The following is a 22,231-nucleotide window of genomic DNA, read 5'->3' as shown; positions in this document are numbered from 1 at the left end:
GTGAACGTTCTTCTATGATATAAAAAGGGGAGAGTTGCCAGTACTTGGCAAGGTCAAAACAAAGGTTTACAAGATATTCGATTGTAATTATTCCGCTGTCGGTTGTTCCTCCGCTGTATTCTCCACCTTCTCCTTTGGGCCGAAGAACATCATAATTTCACTCGTAATCATTAAAAAATCATAGGGTGTAAGTTGCTCAACGGAGCTTGGCGTAACGTTACCTAGCGCAACAATGTAATCGGCCACTTTTTTAGGGTCACCAATCATTTGGTTATCAAATGGGAAGCCTAATTTTTTGATATCTTTGACTGTTGGCTCTTTTAATTCCAGCACATGTAACTCATTGCCGTGTGCCATAATCGGCTGTGATAATTTAAATTCTTTCATTACTGATAAAATCCTTCTTCACCGTGAAATTCGATTTCTGCTGTACCTTCTTCGGCATTGTGATTAACTTCACCTTCAACCCAAGCATTAGATAAAACGTAAACTTTACCGTTGGCCAATTCTGCGGTAACGGTCATTGAATCGCTAGACATTAACTTGTCGATTGGAAAATCACTCGGTACTTTAAAAGTCCCTTTAATGTATGGAGCACGGAATGTTTCTTTGTAGTGAACGCTATTATCTAACCCCAAAATACTTTCTTTAACGTTAGTATTCATTGGGACTTCAATACCGCCCGTTAATGATAACTGGATAGAATCAACTTTAATGTAAGTTGTTCCTGCAATACGTCGTTGTGTCATTAGTTTTTCTCCTCTGGATATTGCAATCTAAACTGTGCTAACACAGCAAAAACGCGTAGTTGATTAACGAGATCGGGTGGGAATAGCACATCCAATCGATTTGGGTCGTTCACATTTCGTTCAACAATTAAGTTCTTCTTGAATACTTCAAAATTTTCAACTAAGCCTAATAATTCTAGTTGACGATAAGTGGCGTTGATTTCCGCCTTAGCTACTGCGGGTGTAATAATTGCCTGCCCTGCACCAAATCTGGTTCCGTCATTAGCCAATTTATGCCTTGGGTATTTAGATGTGATCACACTACGTAATTTACGTAATACATAAGCGAGCGTATGAAGTGTTTCACTATCAAGATAGCTATTATCGGCTACACCGTAACTGTTACGTTGATATGTGGTGATATCTCGCTGAATTAATAAATTACCGCTAGAAACATATGCTGTCGCAATGCCATGGCTTAATAATGATTGTTGCTCTGTTAGTGTAAACTGATTGCTATCAGATGCTGGCAATGCACCATTTAATAATCCAGTTTGCGTTGGTCGAGCCGGATCATTACGAATAAATACAGCATTACGAGCAGTTCGCATCGCAATTAATTCATCAATACCCGTTTGAATGGTTTTCTCATAACCTGCAACGGTAATATGTTGGTAATTTAATTTATCGCCAAACTCTACAAGTTCGGATAAATCACCTTTTTTAGCGGTATAAGCATGTCCATACAATTGGCGCGCATAGCTCCATCTACCCGTAGTATCATCCATTTCATGATTAAATGTTGCCAAAGATGATAAGTCATTAAATGGGAATGCGATAAAATCAATGAGTTTATCCCCCATAGCCGCAATAACGGGAGTTAAATCTGGAGTGCCAGTTCCGCCGTGCATTTGAGTGATAACAATATTTAAACCGTCTGGGGTTTCTTCTCCGCCGATTGTGCCATAGTAGTTAAAGCACAAAGGAATGTCATTGCCACTCAACCCTTTGTTTTTAGCTGTTAGCGTTATTGTACTATTCGTCACGGTTGCGGTAACAGGTAAATCAAGATGAGTATTAATCGCATTATGTAATCCGTTTGCTATGGTTTCTGCAGTATCAGAGACGGTTACTCGTGATTGAATTTTACTGTTGCCGATATAGAGACTTAATGTGCCTGTTTCTTCTGCTATACCTGATATTTGGATAGTACCAGACGCATTCGAGCCTGCTGTGGGTTCATCTACAGCGATGACAAAAAGCTCACCAAAATTATCAATATTGCGATAGGCTTCAACCATTCTAGATAATTGACTGCCTCGTCCTGCGAGTTTTTTAGCGTGATCTGCTGTTGGCATAATAATAAGTTTATTACGCTCAATTGGACTTTCAGCCAATGGATAAGCAATAATTAATGAAGCACCGCTATCTTGGATTGTATTGGCCGCAGAGGAATCCACTTCCGCATAGAATAGCGGCACTTTTATATTGCTAGGAATGTTGTTAAAACTAATTGTCATTTTTAGCTACCTTTTTTTCTTGTTTTACTTTGATGTTTGTAACTTCTTCAACATCATTATTTGTTAGTCGTCTAGCCCAGTATTGGTTAAACTCAACATTACGACCGTCTGCTGGTAAATAATCCCCGCTATTGGGGTCATATACCTGCTTGCCACTCACTGGTTTAATTATCATTATTGCCCTCATAGATATTATTGTGTTCAAAATTAACGGTTACCTTTGAATCCTGTTCATTAACAGCCCCTGCTAAAGTATCAAAGTCGCCGATGTTTAACGGGTTGTACTGCGGAGGTTCGGTAATATCTGGTTTGTTTATATCGGGTTGCCAGTCAGGATCAGGAATTGGGTTATCAATAGCGTTTAAATCAAAATATTGTCGAGTATCATCAAACCCAACTTCCCGCACTGCGCTAAAATTAAATTGATAAAAAATTCTCCCTCGATCTAAATCAAGTAAATCACCACCATCATATTGAATAGGGTAATGGGCGGGTGAAAGCTCAAGCCCCAGCAATGCTCGCCACAGTTCAACTTTGATATTTTCGACAATGTCGTATGCTTCGTGCTGCCCCCGTTCATCTAGCGGTTTTAATACAACAATAACCCCAAATCCCTCTGTCACATTTTGCCAATAATCAGTTTGCGACTGGTTATCTTGTGCTCTATCATCAAGCGGAACAACATAAGCCGCAGGTAATTTTAAAAATGCCGTATCTTTGATAGCTGAAAATTCAGCAGCACCACCAACACGGCCTGCAAAGCTAGGGCTAAAATGACGTAATGTGTGAACAATATGTGATAGTTTCATTGTTTAACCTGCTTCATTGCGTTAACTAGCTCTTTAGCTAATACATATTTACTCCATGACGATTCTTTATTTAATGCGTCAATCATAAAGTTTTTACGTGGTGCAATGCGCCAGGGCGTTCCTCCTGATGCGCCTTTTTTATGGCTTTTCCCTCGTTTGGCATTACGCCGAACACCATAAAATAGAAATGCTGGATAGTATGGCCCCATCAGTTTTTCCATGTTGCTACCGCCTTTAACATTTGGCATCACAATAACCATTAATCCTGGGCGACGTGATGTTGGTCTTGGGACTTTATAACCGATTGAACGACTCAACTTACCACTTCGATATCCCGGATATTCGCCACTTTTGGAAACCTGTTTTTTACTAACTAATGCGCGTGATGTTGCTTGAATTTTTCTACCGATTTTGACGAAGGTTTTACGCACTTTTTTTCGGTCAAGTTCAGCTACTTCTGTTAATTTAAAATCAACATGAACGTTGTAATCATTCATCTGTGCCAATCTCCTCACATTCAATTAGTAAAAAACTGGTAGACTCTTCTATTTCTCTTACTCTTTTGATCCTATAAATTCTATTTTTAAAAACAATTTCATTGTCGGTTGTTAAACATTTATCATCTCGACGTCTAATAATCACATAATGAGTAATTGTGTTATCTATTTGTGCAGAATTTAAATATGTTGATGATTTTGCATGAACAATTTTCGCAAAAGTATGGAATCGATTAACATGAGTTTTTTGTAACTCATAAGCGTGAATAGGGATATCTTCCCTTGTTCTTACTAATATGTATTTGGTTAATTCACCTGAATGGATCATTTTTGTTAGCCTATAAAGTGTTCTCGGTAAGGAAACAATAAAACATCCACAGCCATAGGTAATTTATTAACATTATTCCCAACTGAAATAATTCCTCTATTTTCAAACCAATGAGTAACAATTAAATAAACAGCTTGGCGCAAAGATTCATCAACATAGATTACTTTTTTTGATCCACATTCAGATATTTGTTCTGATGATGTTACTATTTTAGAATTTAACTCGTTTTCAATATGCCGATGAGCTGCTTGAATATAAGATTTAATTAATTCGTCATGAATTGTTAAGTCATTATCTATAGATAGATGTTGCTTCATTATTCCTAAGTCAACAATCATATTGATGCCTCAATTATTTTTTATAAAATTTGGCCACATTCCGTGTTTCAACTAATTCTTTTGCATAACTAGTATCAAAACCTGCAATATCACCACGTGAATAACGACTAAAAGGACAAATAAATTCAACAATAACTTTAACTTTAGTATCGTTTTTAGCACCTTTTTGCGGTTGCTGTGTTTTTTTATCATCAGGTGGTAACGGTGGTAAATCTGGACTTTTTTCTTCAATATATTTCAATTCAATTGAATTTTGATTAACCACATCATTCACGCTAAAGCTAAATGTTTCTGCACCAACATTAGTTGTTGAAACAGTGCAGGTATATGTACCGTCGTCATTGCTTGTCAGTGCAGACAAAATACTTTTACTTTCAGAAATTAACGCAACTTTATATTCACTAGACAGATTTTTAATATCATTACCGTCTGAGTCCTTTAATTGAATTGTAATAACTGCTTGATCTGTCCCATTCGCTAAGATTTGCTCTTTGTTTATCGACAGTACAGATAATTGTGCATCAGCAATTAGATTTTTAGTTTTGCTCATAATATTCTCCTAAAAATAAAGCCATCAGTATCTTCGATGGCTTTATTATTGATGTTTTTAATTAGACAAATTATCTAAATTAAAATGCAACTTTTGACCCGAGTGATAATCCTTCAGGATGACGGAACCCGATATCATGTTCAGTAACAACACGAATTAATGATTGGTTACGTGCAAAAGCTGAAACTTGATTACCATTCGCGTCGATATATGTCGCTTCTCGTGAATAATCAATTGTCATATTGCCATCTTCACCGATGACAACATCATTGAAATCCGCAAAATAAATTTCGGTTTCATTTGATCCTGTACCTAAATTTGATGGAATGGCATTTGTGTGTTCGATCGGATATCCTTTCAAAATGCCTTGCGCCATTTCTGGATAGACTTTGTTGCCATTCCCATCACGTAGCCCAAACAGATACATCCACGTACGAGGCGACATAGCCCATCCGCATTTAATCATCAAGCTGTTTGATTCCATTAGTTTTAAAATCAATGAATCTAAATATTTATCAACTTCATTCAAATTCACAGCACCCGACCAATCAACATTACGTGAGTTATCCATTGCTGTGGCTTTAAACCCTTTCGGTGTATTGTTATTACCATCATCACGCAAAAAGGCTTTATCTTCACGTACTGCAATTGCTGACAGCACATCAGCTAATACCATTTGTTCAACATTGAAGCCTGCTCGACCAATTAATTGGTTAGACATCGGCACCAGCGCAATCATTGTTTTAGCCGTTAATTTAACATCATCAAATTTTGACTCTGTGGCTTTTGCATCACTACCTTCGCCAACATAGGAAGCTGTTGCGCCACCTGACATACGAGGCAAACTCAAATTACCATTTGGCAATGGAATTGAACGAGCCCCCAGTTTTCGAACTACAGTGCGATCACGTAAAAGCTCAATAACTTCACTATATAAATTTTGCGGAATTAATGCACCACCCGATGCCTGTGTAGTACTAATTGCCATTGAAACGCCTTTATCTCCGATTTCTGTTTCGGCAAATTTTGCAGCATCTTGAAGATTACCTTTACCTGCAGCAATAGACATTGCAATTCTGGCCAATCCAGCACCAGGATATTGTTTAAGATCTTGCTTAACAACAACTGCCGGAGCATTAACGGCACTAACTGGTTGTGCAATAGCTGCTTGCATTTTTTCTGCTTTTTCAAGTTGTTCTATTTGCGCTGTAATTTCATCAAATTCAGTACAAAGTTGAGTGAACTGAGCTGACTCATCACTCGTTAACCCAGCTTCTGACTTTTTTGCTAAAGCTTGCACTTTATCATTTACTTCTGAACGTTTTCTTCGTAATTCTAGAATTTTAGACATGTTTTCACCTTGATTTAGATATAAAAAAAGCGACCGAAGTCGCTTGATGAGAGTAAAAAATTATTAAATTCGTGATGCGTGATCAATTGCCTGTGCACGAATCTTAATGTTATTTTGAGCTTTTGCTTGTTGTTGATACTGTGATGCAATTAAATTAATTGCATTTTGAGGCGTTTGTAATTCATCCGCTAGTCCTGCGCTTATTGCTTCATTACCAAAATAACATCTTGCTTGTGTATTGATAATCGTTTGAACATCAACACCTCTATATTTAGCAACTGATTCAGTAAATAATTTATACATCCAGTCAAGCTGTGCGTTAAGAAATTCCATCGCATGATCGCTTAATGGCTCATGAATTGAACCTGCATTTTTATAATCACCTCGATAGAGTGTTGTAAATTTAACGCCAGCATTTTCTTCCAGCTTTGACATTTCCATATGCTCTAGAATTACACCAATTGATCCAACTCCTGATGTTTCACTGATAATAATTTTAGAACATGCCGAAGCAATGAAATAAGCAGCAGAAAAAGCGCAATAATTAACAATAGCCGTTATTGGTTTTATTTCTCTTGCTTGAAAAATAAAATCAGCCAGCTCTTTACAACCTGTTGCTGATCCACCTCCAGAATTTATATCAAGCACAATTTCCTTTATTGATGAATCATTCAGTGCTTGATTGATATCAGTACGTAATTTCTCATAGCTAACAAGCTCGGTACATGCGGCATTGATTGAGCCACGACGTGTAGTTAACAAACCATGAATGGGAATAACTTTAACTGGGCTAGCTGTGCTTGTCACAGCAGTTGCTTCAACATCATTTGTGCTTAAATTGATTTTATTCAATTCCAGATCTGATAATGTCAATGAACCACTTAGCATCCGCGGAACAACAACCGCTTTTACTGCGTTCAATGTTTGCGGTGTTGCATAATGAGGAACTCCAAAAACCTGATTAGCTAAATGAGGATAATTAATTAATTTCGGCATAGTATTGTCTCTATTTCTTTTATTTGAGATGGCGTTGCTTTTTTAATTCCTGTTAACATTGATGTATCAATCATATTCAATGGTGTTAAATAAGTATCGCCGCCAGATATTGGGGTTAGGTTTTCCATTCTTCGGATATCATTGACAGATAACCACCCCCATTGACGCCCAATTGCATACGATTCATATCGTGCCTTTTGATCGCCTCTAAGCAATCCCGACACGTTAAATTCAATATATAAATCTTTACGTTCTGACGGTAATAATAAATCACGCATCATTGCTGCCTCGTGACGTTTTAACCACGGCAATAAAGTATAAATAACAAACTGTAACCCTTGATGCTCAATATTGCTAAATGTGGCTTTGTCCAAGGACTGGATCATATGAGGAGGAACTTTATATAATCGGCAGACTTCAATTACTCCGTATTGGCGGCTTTCTAGTAGTTGTGCCTTTTCGTTATCCATAGCCAATTGTTTGTAAGTCATGCCCTCTTGTAGTAACGCTACTGAGAATGCATTGCGTATACCGCTATGCTTTTCTCTCCATTTATTTAAAATAGCATCGACTTTTTCTTGAGATTCAATTGGTTTGACATCACTAGGTCGTTCAATTACACCGCTCATTGTTGTACCGTTGGCAAACACCTGTGATGCATGCTGATCAACGGCAATACTCAAACCGATAACATCGGCATTAGTTTGTAGCGGTGAAACACCCACAAAACCATCAAACGAAAATGCTTTAACATGATGCATCATGTGCATGGGGACAATTTCGTTGTGATCTAAAAGATTATAATAAGGTAATCCGTCAGGACCTTTTAAAACCTGAACTTTTTTAGGATTTACAGGGATTAACTCTGTTACATAACCACTTCCGTCACGCTCTATTAATGAATAACTATTTCCATCAACGCCCAGATAGCCTTGCTTTTGTTCATTGAATTCAAAAATAGTGTCTTTTTTATTTGGCTGATTATGAATTAAATCATATAAAGGGTGATCTGTTGCTCGTTCTCGCTGTCCATTTTTACCACGACGATAGAGTTCACAGGGCAACTGTGCTACAGACTCGGCTAAAAGAGTAACACACGCTTGAACTGCGCTTTGTGAAAATGCTGTTTCACGATTTACCATCACCCCTGACGCGCTTGATTTTCCAGAAATAGAGCTAATCCAACGCCAAGCTCCACTCTGTTGAATTTTATGCCCTTTGAACATTGAGGGAGTAAACATTATTAACCTTCTTTATTTTCAATTTGTTGTGAGTTAGCAATCACCTTTGAAGCAAAATATGACCACATGATAAAAATACAACCTGCAGTAATAAAACCACATGCTGGCAATATCAGCCAAGCCCCGTAGGAGACTAAAGCACCGCCAAGAATACCAATTAAAAAAATAATTATGTTTAGCATAAGACATCCGTTTTTTCGTAAATAGAATCTTCATCATCTTGTTCAGATAGAATAATTCGACCAATAGCCATTATTAACGCTACCGCTCCATCAATTTTGTTTTCGTTTCGCTCTTTTATTGGTCGAACAATATCATCATTACCTGGTGCGTTTTTTCCAACAACGTTACTAATACACCACGTCAAAATGGGGTTACCATCGTGATGAAACCTACCCGACTGAATAGCAGCCTCCAATTCCTTCATTGGATCACTTAAATTAGTAAAGTTTTGAATAATTGTGACTGGGTTTAATCCCTCGTCAGCTAGATGATGCGATAAGTTTGTTGCCCCGTGCGGATCTATCGCTGAAACTGTGACAGGATTATCTTTGTTTGACTCAATAGCGTCATGTAATATTTCACGATAATCAATTTCGGCACCGTCAGTAACATCTAGATGCCCAGTATTAATCCATTTTTGAAAGCGTTCTGCTGTTTTTCTATCTTCGACATCAGCACCGTAAACAGTGTCATATGGCACCCAAAACTTTGGAGAAATACAATAATAATGGCGTTTACCATCAATAATTCGGTGAAATAGTCTGACTCCACTGTTCATATCTAATTTTCTGGCAAGATCATATCCGCGTATTACTGATTGCCCTTCAAATTGCTCTAATGATAAACTTTTATCTTCACAGCTTGCCCAACTGATCATATTAAAAAATGCTGATTTTGCTGAAACCCACACATTTAAATGTTTAGTCTTAAACGTATTTGCCAATCTTGCATTATTAATTGCTCGTTGTTGTTGGCTTAATAAAAAGTCACGATAAACAGAAATTCCTATATTGGGATTGGCCTTTTCAAGTGCGGATGGATCTGTCCAGTCATCGCCCTCATCAATCGTGTAAATAATGCCAAACAGTTCATCATTCGGGACTGTTGCATTTAGCATATCAATTACTTCTCGACGCTTGTCATAACAAGGACCTTCAATGTTATAACCTGCGGTTGTAATCGCCCACATCAACGGCTGTTTACGTGCACCCATACCGGTTAGCATTGTTGTGTAAAGTGAATCGGTATCATGTTCATGATATTCATCAACAATTGCACAACTCGGAGAAGCCCCGTCACCAGGATTACCAATCAACGGCTCAAAGCGTGCACCGTCTGCAATTCGGCTAAGATTAGATGCATTTACGGTTATACCAAAAGCTTCACAAAGAAGAGGGGTTCGTTTACACATTAATCTAGCAGGACGAAAAACTTCCCAAGCTTGTTTTTCAGTCGTGGCACCAGAATAAACTTCTGCACCAAATTCATTATCCGCCGAAAAGCAGTATAACCCCGTTCCTGCTGAAATTGCCGACTTCCCATTTTTACGCGGAATTTCAGTGTACACTTCACGAAATCGACGTAAATTTGTTTTTTTATGAACCCATCCGAATACACAACAAAATATAAATAATTGCCACGGCTCTAATGTGATCGGCATTCGTTTAAATGCCCATTCGCCTTTTGTATGCGGCAATAATTGAATAAATTTACATACTTTTTCCGCAAGATCTTTATTAAATTTATATTTAAATGACTTATTTTTTTCTTGTTCTAAATCATCTAAATGCCTTTGGCATGCGTCAATTACATATTTACACGCAATAATTTTTCCTTTAACAATATCTCTTGCATATTGATTTGCAGCATTAACATTTTTATATGATTTTTTGGCCATAACTATAAATTACTAAATGGGTTATTTGATTTTTCTTTAGTCGCTAAACCAATCAATCTTTGACGGCTACTAGGATCTAAACCCAGCAGTGCGCCAGTTGTGTTCATTTCAGATTCTTGTTCTTTTTTGGCAGTTAACTCAGGATTTTTTACTGGTCCACCAGTTGCGCCGATCACGGTATTACCCTGCCGAGCAATATTAATTACAGCTCTACGCCAAAATTCATATGCGACACACCAACGCTCAAGAATACTCAAATCGGTTACACACAATAGTCCTTCAGCACACAGCTCTTTTGCTGTTAGCTCCCACATTATAATAGCGAGGTGCAATTCAGCTTCTACAAACCATTCTGGAAGGGTAACACCTTTTATTGGTGTAAATGTGGGTTCATATTTATTGAGTTTACGTTTGCCCGGATTGTTCGTGAGCTTTTTAATTGCGACTGGTTTTGGCTTACGTCCTGACCGTCCGCTTGCTCCAGCCATAACATCTCCAATTTAAAGTTCATTTTTCGCGGTTGTAAAAATTTGCCTAGGGGGGCGGTACTCAGGAAGAAAAGCTACAGAGATTTGATCCCCCCTACCTAAGCCGTTCTCTTGCTGTTTTCTTGTCATGACAGTGCTTATTAATTGCACGCAGATTACTTAGATCATCTGTTCCGCCATGTGCTTTTGCAATGATGTGATCAACATGAGTAGCTTCTTTAACTAAGCCTAAACCCCTACATTCATCACACTGACAAATATATTTATCACGTTGCAAGACTTGCTTTCTTAGCTTATCCCAAGATGATCCATACCCTCGCTCATGTCTAGAGCGACCTTTTTGGTACCTAGCCCAACCGTTCTCAGTTGGTTTGTGACTTGTACAATAACCTGACGCATCAGTTGTAACCCTTGGGCAACCTTGTTTTCTACACGCTTTTGGTGTGCGAGCTGGCATATTAACTCCAAATTAGACAAACCAATTATGTTGAGAACAGTAACGTTTTCCTTGTGATGTTTTGTTCTTACATCCCTTCTTATTACAAACAGACCAATCCATTTGCCGTTTTATTTTATTCACCTTGATCATGTATAAATGTTTATCACAATAACCACTTGCTGAATACGCACAAACACAACAGCCTTTTGCCTTACATCTCACCTCAACACCTCAATCTCGACACCATTAGAGTTTGTTATAAAGACGCTTTCACCTTCATAAATAAACAAATATGAAAGCTCATCTTTTGCGCTTGTTGACATGCAAACCAAACCTATAATCTCGGATTTATCATTGATATAGCGAGGATGAATAAAAACAGTGCTATCGTCACGATAAACACCATTTTCGATTTCAGTAGCACCACCCGTCACAATCATGCTTTCCGGCCTGTCATAACCATTTTTCACAGCTTCATCAATAGCTGAATCAAACATCAGTTGACCAGGTCTAGCTATCACTACTGAATCACATTCGCTAATAATTGTGTTGTTATTTGTGTTTATCTTTACTGTTTGCATTATTTTCACCAATCACTTTTTCGTAAATAGTTATACATGAGTTAGCACGATTCCGCTCTTTTTCACCCCATGTTTTATATTCATTCATTAATTTAAGCGCATCTTTCCACTTAACAAGATTTTGCTCATTTATTGAAGGTTCAGGATTTTGTTTCGATATGTTATCTGGCAATGGAATGTAAGTCGGAGTTACATACTGAATTTTAGTTTGTTGAGAACAACCTACGGCGGACATCATCAGCAATATTACTATTGCCACACTCGTCACTTTTAAGTAATGCATCCATATCTTTCTGTAATACATCATATTCACCTTGTAACTGCTCGTTTAAGTTCATATAAAGATTTGTTTCTTGCACAACTGTTTCGATTGAACTTTTTGTCAGTTCGCGCTGATATTCCAACTTACCAACATACTCTTTCTCTCGCTTCAAATCTTCTTGAGCGTAACTCAACTGTATTTTTGCAATTTTGCCCTTTAAGCGTTCATAGTTATAAACCCAAAAACCATTACTTGAAATTAACGACACGATCAGAACAAAGATAGTTATTGCTATTTTTTTATTCATGATTACGCTCTATCAAATAACTCTTTTTCAGCTTGGCGACGTTGAGTCAAACCAAGGCTCGGTTTTTTAACGCCATTTACCCTGATTTTGTTCCACACCAAAAATTGATTAGATGCCCCTAAATAATCACCCGCATTTAATTTTCTTAATAATGTTGAACCAGTAAATGCAGTAATGCCGATATTGAAAACCAACAAAATTAGAGCATCAAATTGATTTTGATTAATCGGCACTTTAACTAATTTATTCACTGCATTTTCAAACTGAACTAAATCACCCGTTAGGAAAATTTCAGCTTGTCCGACTGTTATTTTATCGCCCTCTTTTACTCCTGAAGTATGACCCCAACCGATAGTCCAAACACCTGCTGAGCATTGGTATGCTATTAACCGTAATCCCTCAAACGACTTTAATTTAGATTTTCCATTAATGCTTGTTTTCATTCTTCCTCCGAAAATTAAATATCCTTGGCCATGTTGCATTTTTAAATGCGCCAACAACATTACCGTTGTGTGCCAACAAAACAGCCAGAATAAAACTTCTACCTAATATTTCCGTAAGATCAATTATTTTAGGTTGACCTATAAATACCAGAATAGGATCGGAAATCATTGCAAGCATTAATGAATAAGCCAAAAGAGATGGAAAGAATCTAAACTTTGACTTACCACGTCTATAGCAAAACAACACGCCTGCAGATGATAAACTCAATAAAACCACAATCCATTTAAGGAAGGGTTGTACCGAGTTCATATCGAAGTTAAATAAACTAGCTAATAGATACATTAATCATCCCTCCTAGTATTGGAGAGCCATTTTATAATTGAACTAAAAATAGATTTTTCGACATCTTTATTCTCTAAAAAATACACCAGCACTTTTACAATAAATGCGGAGGACAACAACGCACCTAATGACTGATCAACAGTTAACTGAACAAATGGGACCAATGCAGCTATAATTTTCCCAACGGCATTAGATGTCGTGATACCAAGAAAAAATGACAAAATAAAATACAACCACCGCCGACTCAAACTAATATTATGACTAGATGTCATATATAGTGTTGCGCCGGCAAATGAACTAATTATTACTGGATATGCGTCAGATCCAGACACAACACCAATAGCGCACATTACCGCTAAAAATGCTGATGTAGTGGCTGGCTCTTGCATGTTTTTACCCTTTTAACTTAAATAGTTGTTTTCTTTAATTTCTGAAACTGTTTTCAAAAACGTTTCTTCTTCAAACTCAACCCCAAGTCCAAAGCGACCTAATTTTCTAGCTGCTTTTAATGTTGAACCTGAGCCCATAAAAAAATCAGCGACCAAATCGCCATCTTTAGAACTTGCACTTATTATCTGCTCTAACATCATTGATGGTTTTTCACATGGATGCTTACCTCGATAATAAGCGACTGGCTTATGTGTCCAAACGTCCGTATAAGGAACATGCTTTGTCACATTAAATGGGCGTCGTAAGTGTTCGTATTCTTTTTTTAATTCATCATACTGCTTAAATAGAAATTCATAATCATGGCTTAATACAGAATATTCACTTGATAAAACGTTACAATTTTCATGCAGCTGACCTTTTTGTATTTTTTCTTTTGCTATTTGATTAAATAACTCTTGTAGGGCTTTATACTGTTTTTCATTCGGTAACTGCCATTGACTATAGCTGAACCAGTGCGAACACATTTGTCTGCCTGTTGCCCGATTAATATCTGATGCGGAAACACCAAGTTCATCACGCGCATTCCTAAAATACTCAATTAGTGGAGCAAATATAGTCTGTCGCAAATTCTCACACTTTGACGCGTAACCAACTTGCCCTTTAAATTTACCTTCTGCATTATAATGCTCTGCAAAAATAATACGCTCACTAGATGTACAATATGTTCGTAATGATTCTTTATGTTGCCGTAACCATGTGCCATTAGGCTTTGCCCAAACAATGTGATTTAAAACATTAAACCTTTGTTTGATTAATATTTCAGTTTCAGCACATAAGTGGGGACCACAGAACACATATAAAGAACCCGCTGGCTTTAAAACTCGCCAGAATTCAGCAAAGATATCATCTAGCCAAGCTAAATAATCATCCGCAGTTTTCCATTGTTTATCCCAACTATTTGATTTAACTTTATAGTACGGAGGGTCAGTTAAAATGAGATCTATATGATTATCAGGCAATGATTTAAGTACATTCAGACAATCATCATGAATCAATGTTAAGTTATCTATTTGAATTTGATCGCTTTTTTTACTGGTCATTTTTACAGTAGTCCTGTAGAATATGCCCGCTGATCAGCTGGGGCTTGGTTGATACTCATGACCATGACGCGTGGGTATTGATGACTGCTACATGCAGCAACATGTATCAGTCCCCCATCACATAAAGAAAGGCGGCGAGTTGCAGCGATATAAACACTGTGGAGCTAATGTGGAGTAATAGCGTTTATATCTCTCGCCATAATTTCTGTGCAATAAAAAACCCCAACTGAATAAGTCGGGGTTTAATTTAAATGCGAAAACCGCAATTTAGGCACATTATATGTCGAGACATCGCGACACGTCAAGCCTCAAATATAAAAATTTATAATATGACATCATTCATTGCGTCATCGATTTTAGCTAACACGTAGATTTCCGCTATTTTTAGCTTATCCCCAACAAAATCGTTGCTTTTGTGAATATTTTTTGCGAGTTGTCTGCATGACTGTTTATGAATATAAACAGATTTTAAAATTGAATATGAAATCGGATCTATTTTCGATAATTTAAGCGCTGCATTATCAACGAGCTGAGCTTCAGCTTCACTTAGTAATGGTCGAGAATCAAAGCCATTATTATTGTTAAGTATTGATGGGGATTTATAAGGGTATTCTAAACCCGTTCTTATACTACGTCTAACATTAGCCCATGCGACAAGGACTTGTTTAATATCTCTCTTCATATACTCTCCGTAAAATTATAGAGAGGACTTTCACAAAAACAGTCTGCACTCTGTTTATTGCTCAAACTCCACAATAATGTCATTTTACCATCTAGATACATAGACGTAAAGAAGTCCAAAATTATTTATCAATAAAATTTAAAAAGTTATTGTTACGTGATTACTTTCATCCCAAAAACACGATCCAAAAATTGAATTAACAATAATATTTGTGAACCGTGCTTTTGTTCCCACTCTTCGGCGTTCTTATGCAACTCGTTGTGATGAATTCTGCAGAGTGGCAATGTAAAGATATCATGAGCCTTTCCTCCCATCTTGCCTTGTCCATAACCGATTATATGGTGAGGATCATCAGCTTGTTTACCACAGCAAACACATGGCTGAGCTTTTACCCATTGAGTATATTTCGCTGATTCCCACCGCTTCATTTTTGGTCTAAGCATAAACGATTCTGGCGACTCAGGATCTACAGCTATTTTCTTAACTGGTTTAGATAGTGCTTGTAGGTGTTGGTATGTGTTATTTATTTCATTTTGTAATCTAGGCTCTGAACGGTCATCACTAGCAACTAATTCAGATTCTTTATAAACAGATTTTATTTCTTCAATTGTCCTATTATGTAGTAATCTGGCCATGTTCTCAGGTATGAGTTCATGCAGTTTGTTGATTACGGACCACCAAGCCAGTTCTTGAATTGATAACCGATGGTTACTATCATGCTTTAACTGGTTTATAATGCATTCAATTAGAAATTGTTTTAAGTTGCGCTTTGCTAGCATTTTCACCTTATCATCAATAACTAAATCTTTATTGTGATGCCAGCACACACGAATAGCTGAATTGCCAACTTTTTCATTCACTAATTCATGATGACAATACTCGCCATCTTCTAACTGGCATTTATATCGTTGATTTAACCAATAATCAAAGTTATATAGATTTTTTAGTTTATCAACTACTGTGTCATGTAATATAAATGGATCGATATATTTATTATTTAATAACGGTTGTTCATCTTGAATAATACCCGATTTAATACCCGCGTGTTCCTCACCGCTTTGAGAAATAATAATACGATTACCTGTGCACAGTTTTTTTAGTAACTCTGCACCAGGTTTAAGAATGACTAGCCCAAGTTCTGGTTGGCAATATGGAGTAAGTATTGCTTTCATTAGTTAACCATTAATTCTGATGCATAACGGCTAGCTATCCACGAAATTCCCTTTGCAGTTATTCGAGTCTGTGAGTATGCATGTCCATTTTCGGCGGAACCAGTTTTAACAGTAAAATAGGGTTTTATGCTAGGGCGAGAATAAGGCAACAAATTACCTGATAACCGATACAAAAACCTATCTCTGATCAATGCATCTATCAAAGCTCTTTCTGACATTTTGAGAATCTTTGCTGTTTCTCGCAGAGATTTAGAATTGCGACTTGTTACATAATTATCAACAAAAGCGACTTTAGGAGCGTCCTCTTGTATCTTACTTTCCAATTTTAAATTTTTTTCACATTCATCAGCATATGCTCGCAATGCTTCTGGTAAAGTTTTTGGTAATTGAAATACACTGTCTTCTAGTTCATGTAATCTCTTAATTACTTTCATTCTTAACGAAGAACTATACCCAGTGAGTAAACACTCGATATATTTACGACCTAGCCAAACGTTAGAAACATACTCTCTGCTATCATATTCAAACGTAACATTTTGTTTTATTTCATCATCCAAATTTGGATCATCTTTTAATAGGTCGTTTAGCATGCTGTTTATATCTCTAATCACATGTGCATGTAACTTACCTGTTAAGTTAGCTATTTCACGGCTAGACATGGTTAACTGATTGCATGACGGCATTGTTGATGTGGCATTGCTTACCACCATAGAAGATTGTCTATACATTTTAATACTCCACTTGTTTTCAATACACGCTTAACATCTGCATTGTTAAGCACCTTTTCGCAATATGTCAGTCTGCACTCTGACACTGTTAATATATACATTATATAAAATTATAAAGAAAATAAAAGATGTAAGATGGTATGTTTACTGTTTTTATTGGCTGATAAACTTGAAGAGATAACAAATTACGATATATTAAGCAGATTAGAATACATAAATTTAAATATGATAAATAATTGATTTTGTGAATTTGAAAAAATAAAAACCCAGTAAATCGGGTTTTTATTTATTTTTTATGCAGCTTTTTCACAAATGCTTATTAAAACCATTCCTTTATTATCGTTAAGCCAGTCAGATTCAATTCTTTTTATTTGACTATCATCAACCCAAACCCCTGCTGTTGTAAGTGAATCGAACAAAGCCTTAAAATAATTATCCATATCACGCCTAATATTATTAGGCGGATAAAATTCAACTTTGACAGCGACATTATCTGTAATTGGTTTAGGCTTCTTTTTTAATTGCTCATAGACTGCTGCAATAACCGCAGTTTTATATTTTCGACCTTTAACACTTAGTAGCGTTCTGCCATTCAAGTTGCGCCAGTAAGTATTCATTGATGGAGGGAATGGTAATGTTAATTCAATCATTTGGAACCAACTTCATTTTTTCAATATTAAGTATTTCTGCGACTTGATTGTACGTTTCAATAAAATCATTAATTTCTTCATTCCAGCGACCACAATAAATATGTTCACCTTTATTTATTTTATAATTAACAATAATTTCATTTTGAGCACATAGCAATTCATTTAATAAATCACATGAAACAGTTACTGTAGCTTGTTTAGTCATCATGCTGCTTTGAGTCGCTTTTAATATCCAACCTTGAAATGCTGACTCCATGTTTTTTCTTAAATATCCGCCCTTTCGGTCCTTTCTTAAATGAATATCAGGACACCCTTTTTTACGCATTGTTTTTTCAAACTCCAAGCGTTCTAAATTAATATTTATCATTATTTGACCCTACATTCATATACAACATTACCAACATAAAAAGCATTAAGCTTTTGGCATTCTGTTGATATTTCACTATGTGCAACACCATATCCGATAAAGAAAATAGAAATAAAAGTTAGTGCTAATGCAAATGCTTTCATTTTTTACACTCCACCCCAATACCTTTTAAAATATGAGCTATAACGTTAACCGTCCAACCATTTCCAAGACATTTATAACGCTGTGAATTGCTAATGCCTGCTGTGTAATTATCCGGTAGAGTTTGCAGGCGTTCGCACTCTATTGGTGTTAGCTTTCTAATGTAGCCGTCTATTAAAATGCCGTGCTTATCTTGCGAGGTTAGTGTATAGAATTTTTTACCTTCGCTGAATCGTTGACCGTTTTGTCTCTTTTCGATTCTATCGGGAGTTATACAACCAAATAGGTATTGCCCCATTTTTGCCGCTCCGCCTCCGGCATCACCGCACAACGTTACTGCCTTACCATGTATGCTATAAACACGATTTGCCTGGCTGTCTGTGCGAAAATAACCAATCTTTCCTTTAATAACCTCTTTATCCAAAATTTGTAACGTTTTATCAAAAGGGACAATATAAGGCTGCAAACAATAAACTAACTGACCTTGGTTTTTATAAAAATATTCTCTATCCGTGGTTCTACCGATACTCGATGTTATGCAGTTACTTTTTTCTTTATCAACAGCAAACATTAAATGATTATTATGTTCCCAAGAATTACTTGTTAAAGCTGGGCTTTTGTTGGCATAAACGCCCCCTTTATTTTTTCCTCGAGGTTTTTGGCGTATTCCAATAACTGAATCAAATGGTATTGCGATTTTTGGCCCTTCCCCTTTATTGGTTGTTAAAGTTAGGCTTTTTGTGGCTGTCACAGGTGTAACCATCCCGTTCATGCCTTTGCCACTAGGATTGCAATTAAATTTAGGTAATTCACTACAACCTGTAATAACAATATTTTCATGAATAATATCTTTTAATAGAATACCGTTATCATCAGGTTGCTCTACATGCCAGTTGCACCAATACAATCTTTTACGGTTTTGCGCCGACACCAATGCACTGTTAATCATTATCGGTTCAACGCCGACAACTGATGTTATTACTCTTTCGTAGTCTTTTTTCATTCTGACGTTCTCGAGTAAAAATTTAACAGAGGGATTAACTGATTGGACATGCGATAGTATTTCGGCAAATCTAAAAAATAACGCTGAGCGTTTATCATCAAACGCTAATTGTTTGCCTGCGAATGAAAACCCTTGGCATGGAGAACCTGCTAAGATCAAATCAATGCCTGACCAATCAATATCCCAATTTTCCCAGTTATTGATATCGCCAAGTCTGACAATATCGGGATAATTGTTTTGACTAACTTGTATTGCGTATTTGTCAATTTCGCTAGCGTAGTATTTTGTTACATTAATATTTGCACGTTCGAGCGCAACACGACCGCAACTGATGCCGTCGAATAAAGATAAAACAATCACGGCATAGCCTCCATTCTATTTACCAAAAACCGAGCAGCATTATTGATTTGCTCTGGCGATAGCCGATCAATAATCATTTTGTTAATGCTTTGTTTAACTTTTGTTTGATGTTCAATTGTTAAATTTGTTGCATACTCAATTGAATTAAATATCTGATCAACCTCTTTTGGCCAGACAGCGCTCACAGTAGGATCTGGCAATGCTTCTTTAATTTTTTCGTATGTTGCATAAATTTCACTTCTATCAACAAATGAAACACGGCAATCACCAAACGCCTTGGGATTGAATACCGCAAATAATGAACCACGATTATTACCGTGAATTTTTTGTTTATTGTCAGATCTGACAAATGAAATACGACCATTAACAATAAAATAAATTTCACTAGCTAATTTTCGTAATTCGTTAAACCATTCAACAGATGTATCAACGGGTAACAACATCACGGTACCAACACCATGATCTGCGGCTTCACGTGCCTTTTTGACCCATGGCAATATACGAGAGTAAGGTGGATTGCAGAAAGCAAAACCGCTTTTTAAGTGTGACCATCCATTTAGTAACGAATCATATGTCTCAGTTAAATAATTCAAATGCAAATGATTGTGATCACTAGCAGCTACATCACAAACAAAACTAAAGCGAGCATTTAAAAATTCATATAACTCAATCGGCGTTTGCCATAGATCTTTTATATCTGAATCAGTTTTGCTTTTTGAATGTTTATAATCAACTTTAGCCATTTTCTGCTATACTCCTTTTTGCTTTCTCTCTCGCCCTTTCTCTCATCGCGTTGACTGCATCAGAATTGCAATAATATACGCCGTAGCCTGACTTTTTTTCTTCTAGTTGGACACGAATTTCAGGTATTACTTCACCATTCATCAATTTCTTGGCCCACCTGTTAATTAGCATTTCTGCACGCTTTTCAACCTCAAACTCAGATTGGTTGTATTGGCGCATGTGTTTTCTAAGGTCGGTAACAATCCAGTACATAACTGGATGAGACCAAGGGAATTGCTCTGCTGTTTGACATGAAAAACCAATCTCAGCACTATACTTGTTGAACTCTCGCATAACTTGAGCAACTGTTGGTAACCCCATATCTGATGCCTCGCCCTCTTTGCACCATGATATAAATTGACCAGGCGATGGGACAAATGGTGTGTTTTGTTGGCGTGCTTTCTTCATACCAATTTCAAACTGACGTAACGTTGTTATGCCATTTTCAGCAAATGACAATAACCATTGTTTTTTAAACGTATCCAGATCTGATTGTGTTTTAATAACAGCAGTTATCGCAGGAAATACCGCTTTTAACGCAATGAATATTTGATTGAATTGTTTTTCAATTTCATTAATAACATAAGTTTTGCGATCAACAGGCTGAGCTTTAACTGCTAAACCATTACCATTGTCATAAATTTCGGCTAACGATTTCATACCGTTCCTCCTGCCCAGCCTGTACTGTGCCAATCAATTTCTGATGATGTTGGTTTATTGTTTGTTGTAGAATGGAATCTATCCCAGTGCTTACGTAGTTTTGCTGGGCTTAAAATATTTTTATTCCAAAAATCATCTTGATACGCTATTTTGAAACGGCGACAAATTTCATGATGTGGATTACTAAACTTATCGCATAGCACTTGTGTTCTTAGTAATCGAATATCATTAGCCCACTCGAACCAATTCGGTACCTGTGCGGTTGGATTTACATCCTGAATTTTTTTATAAATATAATCGGCAGCTTTTAAATCGTCCTCGGTACCCCATTTTTTACCACCAGGTGTATAGATAAACGCATCAGGATATTTGGATAAAAATTTATTTAATTTTTCTTCGTCTTGTGAATTTGAAAAATTTCGAGACAAAGAAATTAGGATCTGTATGTTAGTAATAGGATCTGTTATAGATTCGGGAATTTTACCGAATCCATGGTTTCGGGAATTTTCCCGTTTCGATTCGGTAATTTTACCGAATGAGTGCGGTAACGGTTCCCCCTCTGATTCGGGAACTTTACCGAATCGGACTTCTTCAGGAAACAATAATTTAACCAGCTCATTTTCATTAAACCTATAATGAGTTGTTGGCGTTCCGTATGCTTTCTTTTTACACGTTTCTAAACTATTACCGAGTAATAACTTTAACTTCTTGATCGAATATCTAACTTGGTCAACCGTCAAACCAAGCTCATCTCCCAACTCTTCATTTTTTTTCCAAAACCAACCATCATCACGCATTCCTAACCCTGATAAAAAAACAAGTTGAGCAAGAACGGCAGCAAGATTGTAATCGCCTTTGCAAAATATAATGTAAGGGCGTGGAATACTAATATTATTCCGTTGCCCGCTCATTTGAGAAACAACATCAAATAATCGGCTCATACATAAAACCTTTTGAAATATTCCCACAATTCTTCGGCAATTTTGTGGCTGACAGGTGTCCAGATGTGATTTATCATAGCTTCATATTCAAAGCCTGATTGTGAAAACTTACAACGCAATTGCGTTACAGTAC

The 22,231-nt window shown here is 36.7% G+C and carries 33 protein-coding genes; all 33 read right to left on the bottom strand.

Going from position 1 to position 22,231, the window contains the following annotated elements:
- Window positions 1-87: 87 nt before the first annotated feature.
- The 33 genes from ACGH6S_RS02855 to ACGH6S_RS02695 all read right to left on the bottom strand — a co-directional run bounded on the left by ACGH6S_RS02855 (window position 88) and on the right by ACGH6S_RS02695 (window position 22,098).
- A complete protein-coding gene (locus ACGH6S_RS02855) occupies window positions 88-387 on the bottom strand; it encodes a phage tail assembly protein (RefSeq protein WP_411578298.1) in 300 nt (99 codons plus the stop codon).
- The gene (locus ACGH6S_RS02850; protein ID WP_091123698.1) at window positions 387-749 is read right to left on the bottom strand and encodes a phage tail tube protein; all 363 of its coding nucleotides are present in this window, start codon (window positions 747-749) and stop codon (window positions 387-389) included. Before ACGH6S_RS02850 ends, ACGH6S_RS02855 begins: the two co-directional genes overlap by 1 nt.
- Window positions 749-2,248, bottom strand: a complete 1,500-nt coding sequence (locus ACGH6S_RS02845; RefSeq protein ID WP_411578297.1) for a phage tail sheath subtilisin-like domain-containing protein — start codon at window positions 2,246-2,248, stop codon at window positions 749-751. The genes ACGH6S_RS02850 and ACGH6S_RS02845 overlap by 1 nt, the downstream gene beginning before the upstream one ends.
- Entirely contained in the window at window positions 2,238-2,423 is a 186-nt protein-coding gene (locus ACGH6S_RS02840; RefSeq protein ID WP_267380573.1) for a DUF2635 domain-containing protein, read from the bottom strand. The genes ACGH6S_RS02845 and ACGH6S_RS02840 overlap by 11 nt, the downstream gene beginning before the upstream one ends.
- A complete protein-coding gene (locus tag ACGH6S_RS02835) occupies window positions 2,413-3,057 on the bottom strand; it encodes a hypothetical protein (RefSeq protein ID WP_411578296.1) in 645 nt (214 codons plus the stop codon). Before ACGH6S_RS02835 ends, ACGH6S_RS02840 begins: the two co-directional genes overlap by 11 nt.
- Window positions 3,054-3,554 carry a hypothetical protein gene (locus tag ACGH6S_RS02830; protein ID WP_411578295.1) on the bottom strand — a complete coding sequence of 167 codons (501 nt, stop codon included), beginning with the start codon at window positions 3,552-3,554 and terminating at the stop codon, window positions 3,054-3,056. Before ACGH6S_RS02830 ends, ACGH6S_RS02835 begins: the two co-directional genes overlap by 4 nt.
- A complete protein-coding gene (locus ACGH6S_RS02825; RefSeq protein WP_411578294.1) occupies window positions 3,547-3,882 on the bottom strand; it encodes a head-tail adaptor protein in 336 nt (111 codons plus the stop codon). The genes ACGH6S_RS02830 and ACGH6S_RS02825 overlap by 8 nt, the downstream gene beginning before the upstream one ends.
- 5 nt (window positions 3,883-3,887) lie before the next feature.
- Window positions 3,888-4,199, bottom strand: a complete 312-nt coding sequence (locus ACGH6S_RS02820; protein ID WP_411578293.1) for a head-tail connector protein — start codon at window positions 4,197-4,199, stop codon at window positions 3,888-3,890.
- A 34-nt stretch (window positions 4,200-4,233) separates the two neighbouring features.
- Window positions 4,234-4,770, bottom strand: coding sequence for an Ig-like domain-containing protein (locus ACGH6S_RS02815; protein ID WP_411578292.1), 537 nt, complete (start codon window positions 4,768-4,770; stop codon window positions 4,234-4,236).
- 79 nt (window positions 4,771-4,849) lie between these two features.
- The gene (locus tag ACGH6S_RS02810; RefSeq protein WP_065611390.1) at window positions 4,850-6,121 is read right to left on the bottom strand and encodes a phage major capsid protein; all 1,272 of its coding nucleotides are present in this window, start codon (window positions 6,119-6,121) and stop codon (window positions 4,850-4,852) included.
- Window positions 6,122-6,184: 63 nt separating this feature from the next.
- Window positions 6,185-7,117, bottom strand: coding sequence for a S49 family peptidase (locus ACGH6S_RS02805; protein WP_411578291.1), 933 nt, complete (start codon window positions 7,115-7,117; stop codon window positions 6,185-6,187).
- On the bottom strand, window positions 7,105-8,358 hold the full coding sequence (locus ACGH6S_RS02800) for a phage portal protein (protein ID WP_411578290.1): 1,254 nt from the start codon (window positions 8,356-8,358) through the stop codon (window positions 7,105-7,107). The genes ACGH6S_RS02805 and ACGH6S_RS02800 overlap by 13 nt, the downstream gene beginning before the upstream one ends.
- A gap of 2 nt (window positions 8,359-8,360) precedes the next feature.
- Window positions 8,361-8,540, bottom strand: a complete 180-nt coding sequence (locus tag ACGH6S_RS02795; protein ID WP_086365943.1) for a hypothetical protein — start codon at window positions 8,538-8,540, stop codon at window positions 8,361-8,363.
- A complete protein-coding gene (locus ACGH6S_RS02790; protein ID WP_411578289.1) occupies window positions 8,534-10,258 on the bottom strand; it encodes a terminase large subunit in 1,725 nt (574 codons plus the stop codon). Before ACGH6S_RS02790 ends, ACGH6S_RS02795 begins: the two co-directional genes overlap by 7 nt.
- Window positions 10,259-10,260: 2 nt before the next feature.
- Entirely contained in the window at window positions 10,261-10,746 is a 486-nt protein-coding gene (locus tag ACGH6S_RS02785; RefSeq protein WP_411578288.1) for a phage terminase small subunit P27 family, read from the bottom strand.
- Window positions 10,747-10,840: 94 nt separating this feature from the next.
- Window positions 10,841-11,203 (bottom strand): HNH endonuclease, encoded by a 363-nt coding sequence (locus tag ACGH6S_RS02780; RefSeq protein WP_411578287.1) that lies wholly within the window; start codon window positions 11,201-11,203, stop codon window positions 10,841-10,843.
- 200 nt (window positions 11,204-11,403) lie between these two features.
- On the bottom strand, window positions 11,404-11,766 hold the full coding sequence (locus ACGH6S_RS02775) for a hypothetical protein (RefSeq protein ID WP_411578286.1): 363 nt from the start codon (window positions 11,764-11,766) through the stop codon (window positions 11,404-11,406).
- The gene (locus ACGH6S_RS02770; RefSeq protein WP_411578285.1) at window positions 11,738-12,004 is read right to left on the bottom strand and encodes a hypothetical protein; all 267 of its coding nucleotides are present in this window, start codon (window positions 12,002-12,004) and stop codon (window positions 11,738-11,740) included. Before ACGH6S_RS02770 ends, ACGH6S_RS02775 begins: the two co-directional genes overlap by 29 nt.
- Complete coding sequence (locus tag ACGH6S_RS02765) at window positions 11,970-12,335, bottom strand: hypothetical protein (protein ID WP_411578284.1); 366 nt, start codon at window positions 12,333-12,335, stop codon at window positions 11,970-11,972. The genes ACGH6S_RS02770 and ACGH6S_RS02765 overlap by 35 nt, the downstream gene beginning before the upstream one ends.
- 2 nt (window positions 12,336-12,337) lie before the next feature.
- The gene (locus ACGH6S_RS02760; protein WP_411578283.1) at window positions 12,338-12,778 is read right to left on the bottom strand and encodes a lysozyme; all 441 of its coding nucleotides are present in this window, start codon (window positions 12,776-12,778) and stop codon (window positions 12,338-12,340) included.
- A complete protein-coding gene (locus tag ACGH6S_RS02755; protein WP_411578282.1) occupies window positions 12,762-13,121 on the bottom strand; it encodes a phage holin family protein in 360 nt (119 codons plus the stop codon). The genes ACGH6S_RS02760 and ACGH6S_RS02755 overlap by 17 nt, the downstream gene beginning before the upstream one ends.
- Window positions 13,121-13,510, bottom strand: coding sequence for a putative holin (locus tag ACGH6S_RS02750; RefSeq protein ID WP_086320829.1), 390 nt, complete (start codon window positions 13,508-13,510; stop codon window positions 13,121-13,123). Before ACGH6S_RS02750 ends, ACGH6S_RS02755 begins: the two co-directional genes overlap by 1 nt.
- Before the next feature lie 12 nt (window positions 13,511-13,522).
- Window positions 13,523-14,611 (bottom strand): DNA-methyltransferase, encoded by a 1,089-nt coding sequence (locus ACGH6S_RS02745; RefSeq protein WP_411578281.1) that lies wholly within the window; start codon window positions 14,609-14,611, stop codon window positions 13,523-13,525.
- A 322-nt stretch (window positions 14,612-14,933) separates the two neighbouring features.
- Window positions 14,934-15,293, bottom strand: a complete 360-nt coding sequence (locus tag ACGH6S_RS02740) for an antiterminator Q family protein (protein WP_411578280.1) — start codon at window positions 15,291-15,293, stop codon at window positions 14,934-14,936.
- Window positions 15,294-15,445: 152 nt separating this feature from the next.
- Complete coding sequence (locus ACGH6S_RS02735) at window positions 15,446-16,465, bottom strand: DUF968 domain-containing protein (RefSeq protein WP_411578279.1); 1,020 nt, start codon at window positions 16,463-16,465, stop codon at window positions 15,446-15,448.
- Complete coding sequence (locus ACGH6S_RS02730; RefSeq protein WP_411578278.1) at window positions 16,465-17,193, bottom strand: phage antirepressor KilAC domain-containing protein; 729 nt, start codon at window positions 17,191-17,193, stop codon at window positions 16,465-16,467. The genes ACGH6S_RS02735 and ACGH6S_RS02730 overlap by 1 nt, the downstream gene beginning before the upstream one ends.
- A 293-nt stretch (window positions 17,194-17,486) precedes the next feature.
- The gene (locus ACGH6S_RS02725) at window positions 17,487-17,840 is read right to left on the bottom strand and encodes a RusA family crossover junction endodeoxyribonuclease (RefSeq protein WP_411578326.1); all 354 of its coding nucleotides are present in this window, start codon (window positions 17,838-17,840) and stop codon (window positions 17,487-17,489) included.
- On the bottom strand, window positions 17,836-18,210 hold the full coding sequence (locus ACGH6S_RS02720) for a hypothetical protein (protein ID WP_411578277.1): 375 nt from the start codon (window positions 18,208-18,210) through the stop codon (window positions 17,836-17,838). The genes ACGH6S_RS02725 and ACGH6S_RS02720 overlap by 5 nt, the downstream gene beginning before the upstream one ends.
- Entirely contained in the window at window positions 18,210-18,353 is a 144-nt protein-coding gene (locus tag ACGH6S_RS02715) for a hypothetical protein (protein WP_411578276.1), read from the bottom strand. The genes ACGH6S_RS02720 and ACGH6S_RS02715 overlap by 1 nt, the downstream gene beginning before the upstream one ends.
- Window positions 18,350-19,714 (bottom strand): DNA (cytosine-5-)-methyltransferase, encoded by a 1,365-nt coding sequence (gene dcm, locus ACGH6S_RS02710; protein WP_411578275.1) that lies wholly within the window; start codon window positions 19,712-19,714, stop codon window positions 18,350-18,352. Before dcm ends, ACGH6S_RS02715 begins: the two co-directional genes overlap by 4 nt.
- Window positions 19,711-20,457 carry a phage N-6-adenine-methyltransferase gene (locus tag ACGH6S_RS02705; RefSeq protein ID WP_411578274.1) on the bottom strand — a complete coding sequence of 249 codons (747 nt, stop codon included), beginning with the start codon at window positions 20,455-20,457 and terminating at the stop codon, window positions 19,711-19,713. Before ACGH6S_RS02705 ends, dcm begins: the two co-directional genes overlap by 4 nt.
- Window positions 20,450-21,157 carry a replication protein P gene (locus ACGH6S_RS02700; protein ID WP_411578273.1) on the bottom strand — a complete coding sequence of 236 codons (708 nt, stop codon included), beginning with the start codon at window positions 21,155-21,157 and terminating at the stop codon, window positions 20,450-20,452. Before ACGH6S_RS02700 ends, ACGH6S_RS02705 begins: the two co-directional genes overlap by 8 nt.
- Complete coding sequence (locus ACGH6S_RS02695; RefSeq protein ID WP_411578272.1) at window positions 21,154-22,098, bottom strand: replication protein 15; 945 nt, start codon at window positions 22,096-22,098, stop codon at window positions 21,154-21,156. The genes ACGH6S_RS02700 and ACGH6S_RS02695 overlap by 4 nt, the downstream gene beginning before the upstream one ends.
- Window positions 22,099-22,231: the final 133 nt, after the last annotated feature.

The sequence above is a fragment of the Gilliamella sp. BG3 genome, from assembly GCF_046635605.1.
In the GTDB taxonomy this organism is placed as follows: Bacteria; Pseudomonadota; Gammaproteobacteria; order Enterobacterales; family Orbaceae; genus Gilliamella; species Gilliamella bombi.
Note: the sequence above shows the minus strand (reverse complement) of the source record. Positions and strands in the feature narration are given on the sequence as shown.